The sequence below is a fragment of the Acinetobacter sp. PFS20 genome (genome assembly GCF_052261015.1).
Lineage (GTDB): Bacteria > Pseudomonadota > Gammaproteobacteria > Pseudomonadales > Moraxellaceae > Acinetobacter.
The window spans coordinates 1546896-1565357 of sequence record NZ_JBPVZE010000001.1 but is presented as its reverse complement, the minus strand read 5'-3'; the positions used below and the strand labels follow the sequence as shown (position 1 = coordinate 1565357).

At 40.3% G+C, this 18462-nt stretch carries 18 protein-coding genes and 4 tRNA genes; 3 read left to right on the top strand and 19 right to left on the bottom strand.

Going from position 1 to position 18462, the window contains the following annotated elements; translation table 11 throughout:
• Positions 1–49: 49 nt before the first annotated feature.
• The gene (locus ACS125_RS07460) at positions 50–997 is read left to right on the top strand and encodes a LysR substrate-binding domain-containing protein (RefSeq protein ID WP_238612649.1); all 948 of its coding nucleotides are present in this window, start codon (positions 50–52) and stop codon (positions 995–997) included.
• Positions 998–1101: 104 nt separating this feature from the next.
• On the opposite strand, the gene ACS125_RS07455 is transcribed toward ACS125_RS07460, so the two are convergent.
• Entirely contained in the window at positions 1102–2277 is a 1176-nt protein-coding gene (locus ACS125_RS07455) for a zinc-binding dehydrogenase (RefSeq protein WP_443271314.1), read from the bottom strand.
• A gap of 401 nt (positions 2278–2678) precedes the next feature.
• Here ACS125_RS07455 and add point away from each other — a divergent pair, with 401 nt between their 5' ends.
• Positions 2679–3674 (top strand): adenosine deaminase, encoded by a 996-nt coding sequence (add, locus tag ACS125_RS07450; protein ID WP_174731533.1) that lies wholly within the window; start codon positions 2679–2681, stop codon positions 3672–3674.
• Positions 3675–3876: 202 nt separating this feature from the next.
• On the opposite strand, the gene ACS125_RS07445 is transcribed toward add, so the two are convergent.
• The 14 genes from ACS125_RS07445 to rpe all read right to left on the bottom strand — a co-directional run bounded on the left by ACS125_RS07445 (position 3877) and on the right by rpe (position 14047).
• Positions 3877–3953: transfer RNA gene (locus ACS125_RS07445), tRNA-Pro, on the bottom strand.
• Between the two features lie 4 nt (positions 3954–3957).
• A tRNA-His gene (locus ACS125_RS07440) sits at positions 3958–4033 on the bottom strand.
• A 32-nt stretch (positions 4034–4065) separates the two neighbouring features.
• A tRNA-Arg gene (locus tag ACS125_RS07435) sits at positions 4066–4142 on the bottom strand.
• A 56-nt stretch (positions 4143–4198) separates the two neighbouring features.
• Positions 4199–4275 (bottom strand) — tRNA-Pro (locus ACS125_RS07430).
• Positions 4276–4417: 142 nt separating this feature from the next.
• A complete protein-coding gene (gene nadA, locus ACS125_RS07425; RefSeq protein WP_002115913.1) occupies positions 4418–5482 on the bottom strand; it encodes a quinolinate synthase NadA in 1065 nt (354 codons plus the stop codon).
• Positions 5483–5626: 144 nt separating this feature from the next.
• Positions 5627–6847: a bifunctional glutamate N-acetyltransferase/amino-acid acetyltransferase ArgJ gene (argJ, locus tag ACS125_RS07420; RefSeq protein WP_443271311.1), complete on the bottom strand. Its 1221-nt coding sequence runs from the start codon at positions 6845–6847 to the stop codon at positions 5627–5629.
• Positions 6848–6980: 133 nt separating this feature from the next.
• Positions 6981–7460, bottom strand: a complete 480-nt coding sequence (locus tag ACS125_RS07415) for a methylated-DNA--[protein]-cysteine S-methyltransferase (RefSeq protein WP_174758919.1) — start codon at positions 7458–7460, stop codon at positions 6981–6983.
• Positions 7461–7471: 11 nt separating this feature from the next.
• The gene (locus tag ACS125_RS07410) at positions 7472–7792 is read right to left on the bottom strand and encodes a DMT family transporter (RefSeq protein ID WP_002050323.1); all 321 of its coding nucleotides are present in this window, start codon (positions 7790–7792) and stop codon (positions 7472–7474) included.
• Positions 7793–7941: 149 nt separating this feature from the next.
• Complete coding sequence (locus ACS125_RS07405; protein ID WP_174740559.1) at positions 7942–8937, bottom strand: cation transporter; 996 nt, start codon at positions 8935–8937, stop codon at positions 7942–7944.
• Between the two features lie 28 nt (positions 8938–8965).
• Positions 8966–9721 carry a copper resistance protein B gene (locus tag ACS125_RS07400; protein ID WP_217484067.1) on the bottom strand — a complete coding sequence of 252 codons (756 nt, stop codon included), beginning with the start codon at positions 9719–9721 and terminating at the stop codon, positions 8966–8968.
• The gene (locus ACS125_RS07395; protein WP_443271307.1) at positions 9708–11642 is read right to left on the bottom strand and encodes a copper resistance system multicopper oxidase; all 1935 of its coding nucleotides are present in this window, start codon (positions 11640–11642) and stop codon (positions 9708–9710) included. The genes ACS125_RS07400 and ACS125_RS07395 overlap by 14 nt, the downstream gene beginning before the upstream one ends.
• Before the next feature lie 41 nt (positions 11643–11683).
• Entirely contained in the window at positions 11684–12079 is a 396-nt protein-coding gene (locus tag ACS125_RS07390) for a hypothetical protein (RefSeq protein ID WP_443271305.1), read from the bottom strand.
• Positions 12080–12182: 103 nt separating this feature from the next.
• Positions 12183–13004: a Cof-type HAD-IIB family hydrolase gene (locus ACS125_RS07385; RefSeq protein WP_443271303.1), complete on the bottom strand. Its 822-nt coding sequence runs from the start codon at positions 13002–13004 to the stop codon at positions 12183–12185.
• A gap of 356 nt (positions 13005–13360) precedes the next feature.
• On the bottom strand, positions 13361–14047 hold the full coding sequence (gene rpe, locus ACS125_RS07380) for a ribulose-phosphate 3-epimerase (protein WP_443271301.1): 687 nt from the start codon (positions 14045–14047) through the stop codon (positions 13361–13363).
• Positions 14048–14231: 184 nt separating this feature from the next.
• Here rpe and ACS125_RS07375 point away from each other — a divergent pair, with 184 nt between their 5' ends.
• Positions 14232–14504: a DUF2218 domain-containing protein gene (locus ACS125_RS07375; protein WP_004794449.1), complete on the top strand. Its 273-nt coding sequence runs from the start codon at positions 14232–14234 to the stop codon at positions 14502–14504.
• Here ACS125_RS07375 and fghA read toward each other — a convergent pair whose 3' ends face one another.
• From fghA to tsaB, 4 genes are all read right to left on the bottom strand, one after another.
• Positions 14505–15350 (bottom strand): S-formylglutathione hydrolase, encoded by an 846-nt coding sequence (gene fghA / locus ACS125_RS07370; RefSeq protein WP_004794451.1) that lies wholly within the window; start codon positions 15348–15350, stop codon positions 14505–14507.
• Positions 15319–16770 (bottom strand): C13 family peptidase, encoded by a 1452-nt coding sequence (locus tag ACS125_RS07365; protein WP_174758402.1) that lies wholly within the window; start codon positions 16768–16770, stop codon positions 15319–15321. Before ACS125_RS07365 ends, fghA begins: the two co-directional genes overlap by 32 nt.
• Before the next feature lie 136 nt (positions 16771–16906).
• Positions 16907–17698, bottom strand: a complete 792-nt coding sequence (locus ACS125_RS07360; protein WP_443271298.1) for a class I SAM-dependent methyltransferase — start codon at positions 17696–17698, stop codon at positions 16907–16909.
• A 9-nt stretch (positions 17699–17707) separates the two neighbouring features.
• On the bottom strand, positions 17708–18373 hold the full coding sequence (tsaB, locus tag ACS125_RS07355) for a tRNA (adenosine(37)-N6)-threonylcarbamoyltransferase complex dimerization subunit type 1 TsaB (protein ID WP_443271296.1): 666 nt from the start codon (positions 18371–18373) through the stop codon (positions 17708–17710).
• Between the last annotated feature and the right edge of the window lie 89 nt (positions 18374–18462).

The following is an 18462-nucleotide window of genomic DNA, read 5'->3' as shown; positions in this document are numbered from 1 at the left end:
TAAGTCATATGCTTTTTCGAAATATGACGACAAATAAAAGGATTTATCTATGCGAAGAAGCATCCCGTCTATTCAGGGCCTGATTTGCTTTGAAAGTGCAGCAAAACATCTAAGTTATACCTATGCTGCGCAAGAGTTATGCATTACCCAAAGCGCAGTCTCTCGCCAAATTCAGCAGTTAGAAGATTTCTTGGGTGTTGAACTCTTTATACGTACTCGGCATGGCGTCGAGCTGACCATTGCAGGTCAGCAGTATTTTAAAAGTATTAAGCCTTACTTATTAGGTTTAGAAAAATGTACAGCCGATGTGATTTCTCATAAAGGTTTAGGTGGAACATTAAAGTTAGGTGTAGTTCCTACCTTTGCAACGCGTTGGCTGTTACCCAAGCTCCATTTTTTAAATCAAAAACACCCTGAAATTACTGTTCACTTAGAAACCAGTACCAAGCCTTTTTTATTTAACGACAATATTTTTGACGCAGCTATTTTTGCAGGTACTCAGCAGCAAATTGACCACTGGCCTGGCATACAAGCACACTATTTAATGGATGAAGAAATTGTACCTGTTTGCTCACCAAGACTGATCGAGAAGTATTTTCCAGATGCAGTAATGATCAATGAAAATATCTATGATCTAAGCTGCGAGGATTTACTAAAAATCCCGCTCCTACAACAAACCACTCGGCCTAGCATTTGGCAAGAATGGTTTCTCACCCATCAAATGCAGCACCCTAAACCTTTTGATGGACAACGCCATGAGTTATTTTCAATGCTTGCGGTTGCCGCCAGTCATGACATGGGAATGGCTCTAATTCCGCAAATGCTGATTGAATCTGAATTACAAAAAAAAGAACTGGTGATTGTTTCCAATAAAAAACTAAAAGGCAGCCGAAAGTACTATCTCATTCACTCAAGCCAAGACATCTCACCGACCATTCAAAAATTTGTTGAGTGGATTTACCAAGAACTAGAACAACTAAAGAGCAATACAAATTAGCTTAGTAGCTTTTATTTATGCCCAATATGACGAACTATACTCATAAAAAAAAGATTGTGATTGATGAGATCACAACCTTTTAGTTGAGCATAAATGACTTTGAGTTAATGACTCATCAATTGAATATTTGAACCACTACGCTTCGGATCAATCAAGATTTTGGCATGCTGTTCAGGGTCACGTAATGCTTCAAATGCACTCGTAACACCTTCTAAGCCAACAACACCGGTAATGAGCGGTGAACAGTTCACTTTACCTTCTGCAATCATGTGCAGCGCATCTCTAAACTCAAGCGGTGTATATCCCAACACAAATTGAATTTCTAACTCTTTATTAATTGCAAGTGCGGGTTCTATTTTGTCACTTTGCATGCATACCCCCACCCCAACAATTCGGGAAAACAAAGGTGCACCTTCAATAATTTGCTGTAAAACACCCGGTACACCCACACACTCAAAAATAACAGGACGTTTTGGCAGAGCACCTAATTTATCAAGCATGCGCCATCCATGCCACCAAGGTAAGCGTGTCGCTTGCAACTTATCAAACAGCCCCATACCCATATTAATCGCATCTGATACATTGCCAAGCAAACCAAACTCTTTCCAGTTGGCAAATGGCGATGTCTCTTTAGGGTCTACCACAATATCCGCACCACATTGCTCGGCAAGCTTACGGCGGTTTGGTGAAAAGTCGCTGGCAACTACAGTTTTAACCCCAGCTGCTTTAAGCATTAATATGACACCTAGCCCGACGGGACCACAGCCAATCACAATAGCAGGTTCACTGGTTTTCACACGGCTGCGGCGAACCGCATGCAATGCAACCGCCATAGGTTCAGTCATGGCAGCACTATCTGCATCTAGACCGTTGGGTACTTCAAACATCAAACTTGATTGAGCTAGTACTTGCTCGGCATAACCACCCGAAGCATTTGGGGAAAGCCCAGTAGACAAATAACCATGCTGATCTACATTTAAAAGCGGCATTGCACAAACAAGTGTATCTGCTTTAAATTTATGACGTGTTTTTGGACCGTAGTCTAAAACCTTGCCACAGAACTCATGTCCTAGTACAAACGGATCTGTAGACTTGGCTAAACCATGAAACCCGACACGTGCAGCCAGATCATGCATGTGATCGCAATGATGCTGCATATGTAAATCAGAGCCACAAATCCCACATCGTACCACTTCTAACAAAACCTGCCCTTTTGCAGGCGTTAATTTCGGTTGGTCTACGACTTGCAATTTTGCTTGATGACAAAGTACCGACTTCATTTGAGCGCTTCCTATTTCTTCTTTTTCATTTACTTGCCAGAAATAGATTTCTACAGATAAATTAATCGCTTTATCGGTTTGATCTTTAGCAAGCCTTTATTCATCTTTACAACTAAAAGGCAAAATACCAATGACCATTCTTTAGCCAAACCACTATTGAAGAGTCAACAAAAACAGGCTCAGCGAAATTAAAAACAGTAAAAATCTTAGTGTTTGTATCTTACACAGACTGCGTTATCTTCTTAGGCCAGAACAATGTCATCAAAATTAAAACTTATACAAATATAGTAAGTTCAAAAAACTCAATTCAACGCTTTTCACAAAAACATAGCAAATCCAAACTTTTATCAGCAGTCCTAAACAGGCATGATGAATTAATAGCAATAGATAAGAAGAAGTCTATGATTACAAAAACACTCCCCCTTACAGATATACACCGTCATCTTGATGGCAACATCCGCATTCAAACCATTTTAGAACTGGGGCAACAATACCATTTAGATTTACCCGCCTACGACATTGAAACGTTACGACCACACGTACAAGTGATGGATAACCAACCTGACTTATTAAGTTTCTTATCCAAGCTCGATTGGGGCGTAAAAGTATTAGCGAGTTTAGATGCCTGTAAACGTATTGCTTTTGAAAATATGCAAGATGCAGCACAGCAAGGGCTAGACTATGTAGAGCTGCGTTTTTCACCGGGTTATATGGGAATGACACATCAACTCCCCCTTGAAGGTGTTGTTGAAGCAGTTATTGCTGGTGTGAAAGAGGGCAGTCAAGCTTACGGGGTAAAAGCGAATTTAATTGGGATTATGAGCCGTACTTTTGGTCAAGAAGCCTGCGAAAAAGAGTTAAATGCTCTACTCACCCATAAAAATGATATTAAAGCGTTGGATCTCGCTGGAGATGAGCTTGGTTTTCCGGGCAATTTATTCATTGAACACTTTAAAAAAGCACGTGATGCAGGTTGGCACATTACGGTACATGCAGGTGAAGCTGCCGGCCCAGAAAGTATTTGGCAAGCGATTGAAGAATTAGGTGCTGAGCGAATTGGGCATGGTGTTAAAGCAGTTCAAGATTTAAAACTTTTAGATTACTTGGCTAAACATGAGATTGGTATTGAATCTTGTCTCACTTCAAATATTCAAACCAATACAGTACCCTCACTAGCAAAACACCCATTAAAGACTTTTTTAGAACATGGTGTACTTGCCACCATTAATACAGATGACCCTGCGGTAGAAGGCATTGAGATACAACATGAATATTTAAGTGCCGCTCCATTAGCAGGTTTAAGCCCTGAGCAAATTTATACAGCTCAAGAAAACGGCCTGAAAATCGCATTTCTATCAGATCAAGAAAAAGATGAGTTAAGACAGAAATATCAATAACAGAGAACAGAGAACAGAGAACAGAGAACAGAGAACAGAGAACAGAGAACAGAGACGGCTTATATAAACACGTTCAAATATTGGAGTACGATTGAATTAAAATTTCGAACTAGAAAACAAAAAAATTCCTTCTATCGATACGACAAGAAGAAATTCTTTTTAATCTTTGGGATATTTTTTAAAGCTTTAACGCTTTTAAATATGGTCGGAGCAGTAGGATTCGAACCTACGACCCCCTGGTCCCAAACCAGGTGCACTACCAGGCTGTGCTATGCTCCGAAATTGGGGTGAATGACGGGATTCGAACCCGCGACAACTGGAATCACAATCCAGGGCTCTACCAACTGAGCTACATCCACCATCAAATAGTTCTATGTACCAAGCTACCGAGTGGCGCGCCTGACAGGATTCGAACCTGTGACCATCCGCTTAGAAGGCGGATGCTCTATCCAACTGAGCTACAGGCGCTTAACCGATGATGCTTATCATGCGATACTTCGCCGATCTTAAAATATTATTTTAAGTGGTCGGAGCAGTAGGATTCGAACCTACGACCCCCTGGTCCCAAACCAGGTGCACTACCAGGCTGTGCTATGCTCCGATCTATCTCAGCTTTTACTGTATCGCACATCGTGCGGTACGGTGTGCATTCTAGGCGCGACGCCCTCAGACGTCAACACCTATTCTCAAAAAAAGTTAAAAATCCTTATCAAATGTATATTTAACAAGCATTTTGAGGTTTTTTAACGCTTTAACGATGCACTAAAGGCTAACATTCGATCTAAAGGCATTTTGGCACGTTCAGCAAGTGCTGGATCAACGTGTATTTCCTGATCACCTTTTTGTAAAACTTCTAAAATTCCATCGAGTTCATTCATTGCCATCCATGGACAGTGAGCACATGAACGACAAGTTGCTCCCTCACCTGCTGTTGGCGCTTCAACTAAAATCTTATTCGGTACCGCTTGCTGCATTTTGTAGAAAATACCACGGTCTGTTGCCACAATGAGTCTTTCATTTGGCAGAGTCTGCGCAGCTTTAATCAGTTGAGAAGTACTACCTACCGCATCTGCAATTTCTACAACCGACTCAGGCGACTCCGGATGTACCAATACCGCAGCGTCTGGATACAGTGCTTTCATGTTGGCAATGCCACGTGCACGGAATTCTTCATGCACAATACATGCGCCATCCCAAAGCAACATATCTGCACCGGTTTTCTTTTGAATATAGCGACCTAAGTGCTGATCTGGTGCCCAAATAATTTTTTCGCCTAAGCTATCTAGGTGTTCAACAATTTCTACAGCACAGCTTGAAGTCACCACCCAATCTGCACGTGCTTTAACAGCAGCCGATGTATTGGCATACACAACTACGGTGTGGTCAGGGTGCTGATCACAAAATGCTGTGAACTCGTCAACTGGACAGCCCAAATCGAGTGAACAGGTTGCCTCAAGTGTCGGCATTAAAATTGTTTTTTCAGGAGACAGAATTTTTGCTGTTTCTCCCATAAATTTGACCCCAGCAACAACTAGTGTTGAGGCAGCATGATCTCGTCCGAAACGGGCCATTTCTAAAGAGTCAGAAACGCATCCACCTGTTTTTTCGGCAAGCTCCTGTACTTCAGGGTCGCAATAGTAATGAGCAACAAGGACAGCATCACGTTTTTTGAGCTCTGCTTCGATCTGTGCAAACTTTTGTTGTTTTGCTTCTTCACTTAAGCGATTGTCTTTTGGCTCACCTAAACGGTCTAAATGCGCTTGTACAATGTTTTTTGCATCGTTGGCAATTAAAGTCGCATCACTCATAAAACGTCTTCTCTATCCTTCATGCTGGCATACCTGCTCGCATATAACGTTACTGCTTAAATGATTTACGGATTGAATCATTTAATATCAAAAGTTGGGGCTAATAAAAAAGCCTCTTTGTGGAGGCTTGATTATAACTGATATTTAAGAACGGTAATCAGCATTAATTTTGACATAGTCGTAAGATAAGTCACAGGTATATACCGTGTCTTTGGCTTGACCACGTCCTAAATCAACACGAATGGTAATTTCGGTTTGAGCCATAACGCGCGCGCCCGCTTCTTCGGTATAGTCCTCAGCTGCGCCGCCGTCTTTACAGATTTGTACGTCATCTAACCATACTTGAATTTTAGACACATCTAAGTCTTTAACTCCTGCATAGCCAATCGCAGCTAAAATACGTCCCCAGTTCGGGTCCGATGCAAAAAGTGCAGTTTTGACCAGTGGTGAATGCGCAATACTATAAGCAATGTCACAACATTCTTGAGTATTTGCGCCGCCTTCTACAGCAACAGTAATAAATTTCGTCGCACCTTCACCATCACGCACAATTAACTGTGCTAAACGATTCATTACACGAGCAAGAACTTCTAACACTTTAGTGTAGCGTACATCGCTCTCTGATGTAATTTCAGCGCCACCCGCCTGACCTGTTGCTACAAAAATACAAGAGTCATTTGTTGAGGTATCGCCATCAATCGTAATACGGTTAAATGAATGCTCAACCGTGGTCTTTAATAGCTTTTGTACTAAATCACGGCGAATAGGTGCGTCTGTTGCCACAAAGCTCAACATGGTTGCCATGTTCGGGCGGATCATTCCGGCGCCTTTACTAATACCTGTCATGGTATAAGTCATACCATCAAGTTCAAATTGTTCAGATGCACCTTTAGGTACTGTGTCTGTGGTCATAATGCCAGATGCAGCATCATTCCAAGCCGCTTCTTGTACACTATTTAATGCAGGCTGAAGACCAGCAAGTAAACGTTCCATCGGAAGCTGCTCACCAATCACCCCCGTAGAAAACGGAAGGACTTCAAAGCTGTTTACCCCAGCAATCTCCGCCAATTTTGCACAAGTATCTTGAGCATTTTTCAAACCCGTAGGTCCAGTTCCTGCATTGGCATTACCTGTATTAATCACTAAATAACGAGGATTACCTTCGGCAAGATGAGCTTTAGAAACATGAACAGGCGCTGCACAAAATGCATTTTGAGTAAATACACCAGCAACATTTGAACCTTCTGCAAACTCAAAAATGACTAAATCTCGTCGGTTTTGGTAACGTACATATGCTTCTGTTGAGCCAATTTTTACACCTTTTACCACATGCATTTGTGGCATTGTTACGTCACCGACAGCCATTTTTAGAACATCCAAAGTTTGTTGAATAAGATCAATATTTCAAAAAAAGCGATGCCATGAAGCACTTTCTTCATGAAATATCATAGTGGACAGCTTAGTAGAAAAGTCTAAAAAAATCGAGCGCAAAAACGGCTCATTGTTGCTCTAGTTTTAATAAAATATCTTTCTTATCAAGACCACCAGCAAAACCGACCAAGGCACCGCCTGCCCCAATGACTCGGTGACAAGGTGCAATAATTGAAATCGGGTTTTTACCATTGGCAGCACCTACTGCACGCACGGCTTTTTCATTGCCAATTTGAACAGCAATCTCTTTATAACTTCTTGTTTCACCATAGGGAATGCTGAGTAATGCCGCCCACACCTGTTTTTGAAATGCTGTACCTTCAAAATCTAATGGCAATGTAAATTCACGGCGCTTGCCTTCAAAATATTCTTTTAATTGTTGTTCAGTTTTTAATAAAACTGGATGCTCAGTTTGTTCGACCAGCTCTGCCAGTCGAACACGTTTTGGATTTTCATTGTCCCAAAGTACTGCTACCAAAGCATTTTCATTCGCAACTAGTTTTAATTGTCCAACAGGCGAATTGATATACTTATAAGACAGCAACATACTTTATCCTTTTAAGATGGAGACGAAATTTTCATTAGAACCAGTCCCGATACAATCAGTACAGCGGCAATCATTCTCATCGCACCAATAGGTTCATTAAGAAAAAATATACCCACTAAAAATGATCCAATTGCACCAATGCCTGTCCAAACCGTATAAGCAGTACCAAGGGGTAAAGTTTTCATTGATATTGAAAGCAGAACTACACTCAAAATCATAAAAACTACGGTAATAACACTAGGGGTTAAACGTGTAAAACCTTCAGACATTTTCATAGAATATGCCCAAATGATTTCAAATACACCTGCTAAAATTAAAATAGCCCAAGCCATAATATTCACTAATTTTTATAGTGTCAGGTCGTCCCGACATGATTACCCAATATGGGGGAGGTCGTTCCTCCTTTATGTGAGGACTCAGTTTACTTTAAAATAAAAAATGAAGGCAAACCCTATCTAAAGCTTACCTGTCTTAGAAAATCTTATTCATTTTTTAACTGTAAAATTTTTCGTGCGCCATTTAAAACAAACAAGACAATAATTAATCCAATCATTAAATCAGGATAAGGAGAACCTGTAATGGCAACTAATATTCCCGCGACAATGACACCCAAGTTTACGATGACATCATTTGCAGAAAAGATATAACTCGCCTTCATATGTGCCCCGCTCTCTTTATGGTCTCTCATTAAATAAAGGCAACTAATATTGGCTGCAAGCGCTAATCCACCAATTAAAATCATGAGAATTGAAACGGGTTCACTGCCGTAAATAAAACGGCGCAACACATCAATTAACACAATCATGGCTAAGCCAAACTGAAACCATCCTGAAAGATGGGCAGCCTTTAATTGCGCATTTAGATTTTTACCCACCACAAATAAAGCAATGCCATAAATTGCAGCATCGGCAAACATATCGAGTGAATCAGCGATTAATCCTGTCGATGAAGCAATAATACCTGCCATAAACTCAATGACAAACATGACGCCATTAATGAGTAATAACCATTGTAAAACTTGCTTTTGTGCTGCATTGGTTGAAGAGCTAGCTAGAACCTTTTTAGGTTTTTCAACAGGTTCATAATGTGGCTGCGTTTGTTGTAATTCCGCCCCTAGTCCTAAACGTTGCAGGCTTTGGGTGATCTTTTCAGCTTGAACACTGTGATAAATCGCCAAATGCCGAGCTGGTAAGTCAAAATGAAGCTCTTGAATATCGTCAGCGTAAGAGGTCAAAGCCATCCGTACCATTTGCTCTTCAGCTGCACAATCCATGTGAGGAATATGATAATAACTCACCCATTGGCTCTTACTTGGCACAGCTTCACTAGGTGTAGAATACTCCTGAGACGACATGCTTGAGCACCCGCAACTAGAGCTGGTTTTATTTAAATGTATTTGATTCTCTTGTTTTTCTAAAGCCATCTGTGCACCATAACTGACACAAAAAACAATGCCATCAGTATAAACCAATGGCATGTCATTAAGCTTAATTTTTGTTCGGCAATTAGAACTTAAGTGTTAACCCTGCTCCATAATACCAACCATGTTCAGAGTCGGTTCCAGTTTGCCAAGCCGTTTGTTTTAAACCTTTTTCATAGCCGTAACCCACATCAACAAATGGCATGACCTTTTTGCTGATTTCATAACGGGTCTGAAAACCAGCTTGTAAACTTGATAAACCTGTTTTACTTGCATAGTGAGATTCATCTTGCAAAACAACATCTGCTTTTAAATAAGGTTTACCAATTAGCTTTTGGGTAAAGAGTAAGTCTCTTTCCGTTTCTAAACTTAGCTTCCATAACTGGTCTTCACCTGCATAAAGATATGCATCGGTTTCAAAAAAGTAAGGTGCCATGCCATGTAAACCCACAACACCAGCCCAACGATCTTGCTTTTCATCTTCTCGTTGCAAACGTTCGTAGTTTACACCGGCCTGTACATCCCAATAGTCAGCTACATTTCGACTATAAAGTACTGAACCGCCATAATTGGCATCTTCTGACTCAGCTTTTTCAACATGGGCTTTAATGAACAATTTATTTTCATCAGTTCCCACCCAACTTTCTAATTCAGAAGAAAAACTGCCTTCTCCCTCCTCATTTTGAGTCCAGCCAGTATCAATTTTTGTTGCCTGATAGATCTGTCCACCATGTTCGCGTAAATGATCATGCGTTAAGGGTTCTTGGGCAAAAGCAAGAACCGATACACCAGAGAAAACACCGCAACATATCATTTGAGAAAATAACTTAGTGATGCGCATGACTCGCTCCTTTTTCATTTTCAGATTGAACAGGTGCTTGAGATGCATCTACTGTTCCATCATTCACTTGAGCCACAATCAACTTATTCATCATCCCTGCACTCATGTGATAAAGCAGATGGCAATGAATCGCCCATTCTCCTAAGGCATCGGCTGTTAATAACGCAGTAACTGTCTTTCCTGGTGGAACAATAACGGTGTGTTTATTTGGCAAGTTTTCAGCTTGCTGACCATTTTCCAATTGCATGAACATGCCATGTAAATGCATTGGATGAGCCATCATGCTGTCATTCACGAACTTCAAGCGAATACGTTCGCCATACTTAACTTGCAATGGCTCAGCTTCGCTAAATTTCTTGCCATTAATGGTCCAGATATAACGCTCCATGTTGCCGCCTAAACGAATAACAAGCTCTCGTTCTGGCGCACGTGTGTCTGGCTGAGGAGTTAAAGATTGCAAATCACTATATTGCAGCGCTTTCATACCCTCTGGTGTCGAAGCATTTGCCCAGCCATAAACGGGCTCATCCTTTTTAGTTTTATTGTCAGATTGCGCAGGCATCTCATGCTTCATATTCATCATAGCGTGGTCATGCTCGCTAGACGACATTGCCTGCATATCATGTTTCATTTCAGGCATCGCTGACATGTCGTGCTTCATTTGCATCATAGAATGATCATGTTCTTCAGATGACATATTTTTCATGTCATGATCCATGTTCATCATCGTATGATCATGATTAGTCTGGCTCTCTTCTTTTTTCATTTCAGGCATAGCTGACATGTCATGTTGTATGTTCATTTGATGGCTAGCATGTTCATCACTTGCTCCATTGCCATGACTCATCCCCATATCATCCATGGTCAATAAAGAACGCGGACGTGGCTTTGGCATTTTAATTGGACCGACCGCTTGAGTATTTTCATTGTGCAAAGTACCGATAGCGAAACCACTTCGGTCAATAGACTCTGCTTCAATCTGATAATTTGGCTGTTTAGGTTCTACAATCACATCGTAGGTTTCGGCTGTGCCAATACGAAACTCGTCAATTGCAACAGGTTTGACTGGCTGCCCATCTGCACTTACAACTGTCATTTTCAAATTTGGAATTCTGACATCAAAAAATGACATTGCCGATGCGTTAATAAATCGCAATCGAACCTTATCTCCAGCTTTAAAATTACCTGTCCAGTTTTGCTGTGGTGTCTTGCCATTAACTAAGAAAGTATAACCCGTCACATCAGACATGTCGGTTTTTAACATCCGCATCTGATTCCACATCGAACGATCTTGCCAAGTTGCTTTTAAGCCTTGTGTTTTAACTTGCTTCAAAACATCAGATACGGTTTCACGGCGGTTTTGATAATACTCAGCAGATTTTTTCAAATTCTTCATAATGCTATCGCTAGAAGAATTATGAAAATCTGAAAGCATCACCACATAATCACGATCAGTTTTTTCATGTGCAGCTACAGGTATTTTCCCTTTTGGATAAATCACGAGCGGGCCATATAAACCATCCTGCTCTTGGCCTTTACTATGGGCGTGATACCAATAAGTGCCGTTTTGTTTCACCTTAAAGCGGTAAACAAAATCTCCGTTTGGCGCGATTCCTTTAAAACCATTGAAACCCGGTACGCCATCCATTAACCCTGGTAGTAACAACCCATGCCAGTGTAAAGAGGTATCTTGATTCTTTAATTGATTATGAACATGAATCACAGCCTCATCTCCTTCCTCAAACTCAAGGAGTGGTGCTGTAAACTTACCATTTACTGTAATTCGCTTTAGCGGTTGACCCGTAATATTCACCTGTTGTTCATTAATATTCAGGTGATATTCCTTAATTGCCGCGAGAGTCCATGGTGAAACCAATAGACCAAATACAGCGACGAGGCTGCTAATTGTTTTATGAGACATTTCTGTAATCCTTTTTAATTAAAAAAATAAGTAAGAAAGGATTAAGCTTTTGGAGGACGTAAAATCTCTTGCCAGTATCCGGCTAAATGCTGAGCCTGATAAATACTGCTAAATTGAGAGGAAATAGGAATGAATTGTGATTCAAGATCAGGTAACGCTTGCTGTAATACCAGATTCACAATCTGACAATGAACTGGGTTACAGTCCTGACAATGCTCACCATGCGAGTGAACAGCCTGTGTCATATTTTGATGACATACAGTCTGATCATCGGTTTGAACATGCATATTCTTATGCGAAGTCTTTTCACTATGACACGGCATTGTATGAAGATCATGCTGCATAGGCGTCTGAGCAACAGACACACCACTCCACCCAATGACCAAAGTCATTAGGAACACAAACCAAGCATACTTGCGTAAGTGTTGTAGAGCCATTGTGGTTTATCGCCTAGAACTGATGAGTAATCTTAACCCCATTAGCATAACCAAGTTTTCAGACAGATACAATTTTCAATCTTAACTGGTTGTTTTAAAGTAATTAAACAAATGGTGGTTGATGCTGAAGGACTAAATCAATCACTTCTAGTGCACCTTCTTGTTCATTACTTACAGTTGTATAAGGGGCTACTGCTTTCAAAGCTTCAACTGCATTTTCAACCGCAAATCCATAGCCGACAGCTTTAATCATCTGAATATCATTATTGTTATCACCAATCGCAACCACTTGATCAGATTCAACCTGCCATTTTTGTAGCAATAGCTTCAAACCATGTGCTTTATGCTGGTCCGGAAGAATCAAATCAATAAAACCAAAACCACTTGAAACGGGCACTAAGACTTTGTCTGCAACAAAACTTTTTTTCTGTAAATGTTCAAAAATCGCAAAGCTTTCGTTTTCCTGAGCAGTAAAAGTAATTTTACACACCAAGTCATCTAGTGCATAAAAATCATCAATAACTGTTAGCTTTTCAAAGTATCGAGCGACTTTGGCATAGTCCTCCGCATTCATGCTGCTATGCACATAAGCACTCTGTTTCCCGCAGATCACCATAGTTGAGGTATATGAAGGGTTGATCGCTTTTAAAATCTCAATATATTGTTGCTGACTTAAATGAGCAAAAGCTATTTCTTGCCCTGCATCTACAACATGTGCGCCATTTTCTGCAATAAAAGCAATTTCATGACTAATTTCTGGAAAGTAGGTAACAAGCTTTGCGAGTTGGTTACCACTGGCAACCACAAAATGAATATTATTTTGTTTGAGTTGTTCGTACTGTTTTAAAAAACGTGCTTTGTTGTACTGCTTCTTAGAATTAAGAAAAGTCCCATCCATATCTACCGCTAAAATTTTTATCGTCATTAATTATCTAAATCTCTTACTAAAATCTTATTAAAGCAAATTTAGCTTTATTTTTCATGACACTTTTACAGTTTTATACTTATCTATTTCAAAAAGATTTTCACTCAGAGCTATATCGTTTTTTGCACAGGTTATTTTTTAGCGAAGCTTAATAAAAAATCAGATAATAAAATATCCAACACGCATAAAAAAAGAACGCCAAAACGTTCTTTTTTCATACATTTCGCTTAGAGAATAAACGGTTGATCTAATTTTGTATATTTTACCAACATCTTATCCATACGGTTATCAACACAGTTATCCATACAGTTATAAACAAAGTTATCCACAAGCTTATTCTCAGATGAATATCTTTTTTAAGCGTCTACGCTACCTACTTTTGCAAGTTCTACACGCATTTGATCAATCACAACTTTATAATCTGGTTGGCCAAAAATTGCTGAACCGGCAACAAACATATCTGCACCTGCTTCTGCAATTTCACGGATATTTGCAGGACCAACGCCACCATCAACTTCTAAACGAATATCACGACCACTCGCATCAATGATTTTACGAGCTTCACGCAACTTTTCTAATGTCATTGGAATGAACTTTTGTCCACCAAAACCTGGGTTTACACTCATTATTAAAATTTGATCAACTTTATCAAGTACATAATCAAGATAGTGTAAAGGTGTTGCTGGGTTAAAGACTAAACCTGCTTTAGCACCACCTGACTTAATCAACTGTAATGAACGATCGATGTGGTGCGATGCTTCTGGATGGAACGTAATAATATCTGCACCCGCTTCCAAAAAGTCTCCAATAATTCGGTCAACTGGAGATACCATTAGATGCACGTCAACAGGCGCTGTAATCCCGTAATTTTTTAAAGCCTTACATACACCAGCACCAAAAGTTAAATTTGGAACATAGTGATTATCCATCACATCAAAATGTACTACATCTGCACCTGCGGCTAACACTTTGTCTACATCTTCGCCTAAACGAGCAAAATCGGCAGATAAAATAGAAGGAGCAATCAAGTAAGGCTTGGACATAGGTGGATGACCTGGCTAAAAATTTAAGGAGAGGCTGAAAATTATAACAAAAAAGAAACTACTTGGCCCGCGCTTCCTTGCTTAAATGACAACATTTCAAACTTGCAACGTAACGTTGCAACAATAGAATGCTAACGTCTAAACGAATTTGTTAAGGTACATTAAACCAATGTGAGGATTGATAATGAAAAGCACAACCTATCTATTAACAAACGATGGAAAACGCATTGCAAAACGTCTGGTTAATCATTGGAAACACAAGTTCGAAGTACAAGAAACGGAACAAGACTTTAAAATCTTAATGCCTACAGCAACGATTACACTTGCACCAGAAACAGAGCAGTTAAATGTTGCTATTGATAGCCAGTTAGATGACCACGACCACTTAGAAAAAGTTGTCCTTGATCATCTAAACCGTATGGCTCAACAAGAATTTCAGGTGGAGTGGCAGCACTAATTAGCCACCAACCTTTTCTAACTGGATTGCATGAAACTGTAAGTGCTCATCCATAAAGGTTTGAATAAAGTAATAACCATGATCATAGCCAGCATGTTGTCTTAAAGTTAAAGGCTGTCCCGCTTTTAAACATGCTTGCTTAAATTTTTCAGGGTGAAGTTGTTCATAAAATTGGTCATCTAAGCCCTGATCAACCAAAATTTCGTCAAATACTGCCCCATTTTTTGAGACTAACGCTGTGGCATCATGAGCCAACCAGCTTTCGCGGTCTGCACCTAAATAATGGCTAAAGGCTTTGTCTCCCCATGCACATTCAGTTGGTGCACAGATCGGAGCAAATGCAGATACCGACTTAAACTTTTCTGGATATTTAAACGCTAAAGTTAATGCACCGTGACCACCCATTGAGTGCCCAAAAATACCGACTTGTTGAGCGTTTACAGGAAAGCTTTTTAAAATGAGTGGATATAACTCATCAATTAAATAACTTTCCATTTGATAATGCTCAGACCACGGTGCTTGTGTAGCATTAATATAAAAGCCTGCACCTTGCCCAATATCCCAATGATCCCCTGCTGCGACTTGTTCTCCACGAGGAGAAGTGTCTGGGGTAATCAATATTAAGCTGAGTTGTGCTGCCATATGTTGCGCATGTGCTTTTATGGCAAAGGTTTCTTCAGTACACGTTAACCCAGCTAAGTAAAATAGAGTTGAGCAAGCTTTACCTTCTAAAACTGCTGGGGGTAAATAAACACCAAACTTCGCTGGTCCCTTTAAATAAGAAGATTCAAATTGGTATATACGCTGCTCACCCTCAAAGCAGCGGTTTTTTTGCAGGAGTTGCATCGTTTTTAGCCTCTGTTCTTGTTTGAGCAATATCTACACTACCCGTATTTTGTTGAGGAAATAGATACTTTTCCAACTGAGGTAGCATAAGTTCCATATTTTTACCGATCATCCACTGAGGCTCTGAAGGTTCAACACCTTGAGCCACTTCCCATTTGGTTACAGTTTGCTTAGCTGTGTTAAACGAATCTTTCATCGACGATTGCTCTCGCATCGCCAAATCAAAGAAAGCTCGACCAAAATAGGTATAGTCAGCTTCGTTATTACACCCAAAAGAAGTTTTATCAGCAGCTGAAGCAGTAATAATTAAAGTATCTGGAGACTGCAAAGCAGGAATAAAACTTCCTGAATAGCAGGCTGAGATCACAATTACACGCCAGCGAATACCGGATTTATCAAGTGTTTCACGTAACCATTTCGGGTCGACTTGCCCTAAATCTAATGGTGCATTTTCAATTTCGAAGTGATTCTGTTCACCGTGTGAAGTCATATATAGAAATAGCACATCACTATCACGGTTCATTTGCTGGCCCATACGGCGTAGGGCTAACTCGATACTTGTTTTAGATGCAATCGGAATTTCTGTGCGGGTGTCTGGATTATTGACCAGCATCATTGAACGCCCAATCGTTCCAAAACGTGTATCAAACTGTTCTTTAATACGGACCACTTCCGATTTAAAAACATCTTGGTAACTATCGCCAGCAACACCTAAAAAATACCAATGACTTTTCGCTTGCTCGCCATATTGGACTTGCTCTAAAGAATCGTTCAGCAACTTACTTTGCGCATAAAAAGCATCTTCAGCAAATGTTGGAGCAGAATCTTCTACCTTCCAAATCGGTTGGTCTTTTACAGAAAGTTGCCACACCACCATCGTTGCAATAGTCGCAACCATAACCAATGCACGTTCCCACCAAGGCCACTTGAGCTCACGTGAGAAAACCCAAATTACCGCTAAACTTTGCCATACAAACAAAGCTACAAATAAGCTCGGTAAAATTCCGTTATAAATAGCATCGGGAATAAAGTTGAGATAACCGTTAGAACCCAAATACTGAATTAAACATTGAATTAATAAAATATTTGTATCAAGAACCAACCAAAGTAAAGCAGGTACTAGCATTAAGCGAGGTTGGTTGGTGCGCTGTGATAAAAATATACCAACAATTAAGGCAATGAATGGCCAAAGTGCATAACCAATCAAACCTTGTGAATTGAAATCACCGATTTGACCAGCGACAAGCCAACTATAAAGAGAGTTAGTACATCCCCCTAAAATTCCCCACACAATCAGTTGAAGAATAGATGGATGTACAATTTGTAGAGAACGTCTTGACCCCAAAAACAGCCACATTCCGGCAATTTGGTTGCTTTTAAAATCATGCCAAAAGTTAATGGAGGGTTTAAGATCAATCATAGAAGGTTTTCAAAAATTTCGTTTTTGACAGGCATCTTAAGTGTATGCCTGCTAAGAATTTTAGCAATCATGCTTTTGAACTATATCACATATATTTGTGCATTATTCAAGCAATAAAACCTAACCTTACATAAGCCTACTGAAAATACGCATCAAAACGACAAGCATCTCCTTGCCATTGATGAGCTGGCTCTTGATTTGCCAAAAAAATAGCATGACGTGGTCGTTTAACAACCACACGTTTAGCAACTTTCTGCGCCAAAACCAGCAAATTATCCCCCAAATCCATTTCACCATCTTCGGGTAAAAGGAGATGTAAAAGCTGCATCTGTTTTTTAACTTGAGCTTGTTTTTTGATGGCTTGGTGATTCTGGTCACGCTGTGGAAACATCGGATCTAGATAAACCACATCAACTAGTTGAGCTGTTTGCTGTAACTGTTGTAAATAACTTGCAGAATCAGCAAAGATCAGTTGAATCCGATCCATAAACTGGCTTAAAAAGCCGTCTTGTTCAGCTTGTGCTTTTGCATCTTCAAGTAAGGTAAACAAAATTGGATGGCGCTCAACCAATTGTATTTGTGCGCCTAAATAAGCCATGAGTAAGCTGTCATGGCCTAAGCCTGCTGTAGCATCAACAAGTATGGGTTTTTCACTTAACTGACAAGCACGGGCAATCATTTCTGATTTAAGGCTTGCTCGCTTTAAACGGGAAATTTCGGCTTTCCAATCGGGCTGCATTTTCATGCCATTTGCAGATAACCATAACCCGTTTTCATCCACACACAGTGCCAACTCAGGATTTAAACGCAAAAAACGCGCATTCAGTTTTTCAACTAACTGCAAATCTACGGTCACACCTCTAGAACAAAGCCCAGCTTGGTACTGCTGTGCTTGTTGTTGAAAATCTACTTCAAAATATATGTGCATGATTAGCCTTTATTTTGCTTTACCCTGATCTGCTATTTTTTTCCATGCATCATCACGTAAATAAACTGGCAAAGCATGTTCAGCATCAACCCACTGCCTTTGCGCTGCATAAACACGTGCAATCGAAGCAATGTCTTGTGCAGTTGCAGTGATTGTTTGATGCTCTGCATCAGCTTGAAGTAGTTTTGCGCCAGAACCAATTAAGCAATGCTTTGCGTAAACAGCCGCTGGCTCATAGCCCATTAATTTTTCTTCATCAATACATTGCATAATTCCATGCTCATCTAGAACATAGCTTGCAATGTAAACTTCGTTCATACGCGCATCGAGAACCGCTGTGACTTGTTTCAAACCTTCAAGTCGGTATGCCGCTTGAGCTAAAGCTTGCAAACTCGAAACAGGAATAACGGGTAAATCTTGTGACCATGCCAACGCCTGAGTTACAGCTGCATTAATTCGAACACCACTAAAAGAACCCGGCCCACGGCTAAAGGCAATCGCATCTAGACCAGCAACCTCAAGACCTGTTTGTTGTAGCCCTAGCTCGATCATGGGCAAAATGGTCTGGGTTTGTGCTTTCGCCCGCGTATCGAGTTGAAAAAACAGTTCTTGGGTTTCATCGACTAATGAAATAGAACACTGCTCATTTGCAGTTTCCAACGCCAGCAATTTCATGCACAACCTTAGTATTAAATCAGATTAAAAACGAGGGTTATGATACCCCACTCGGCTCTGATAGGCGAGTTGTTCTCTTTCTAAATAAA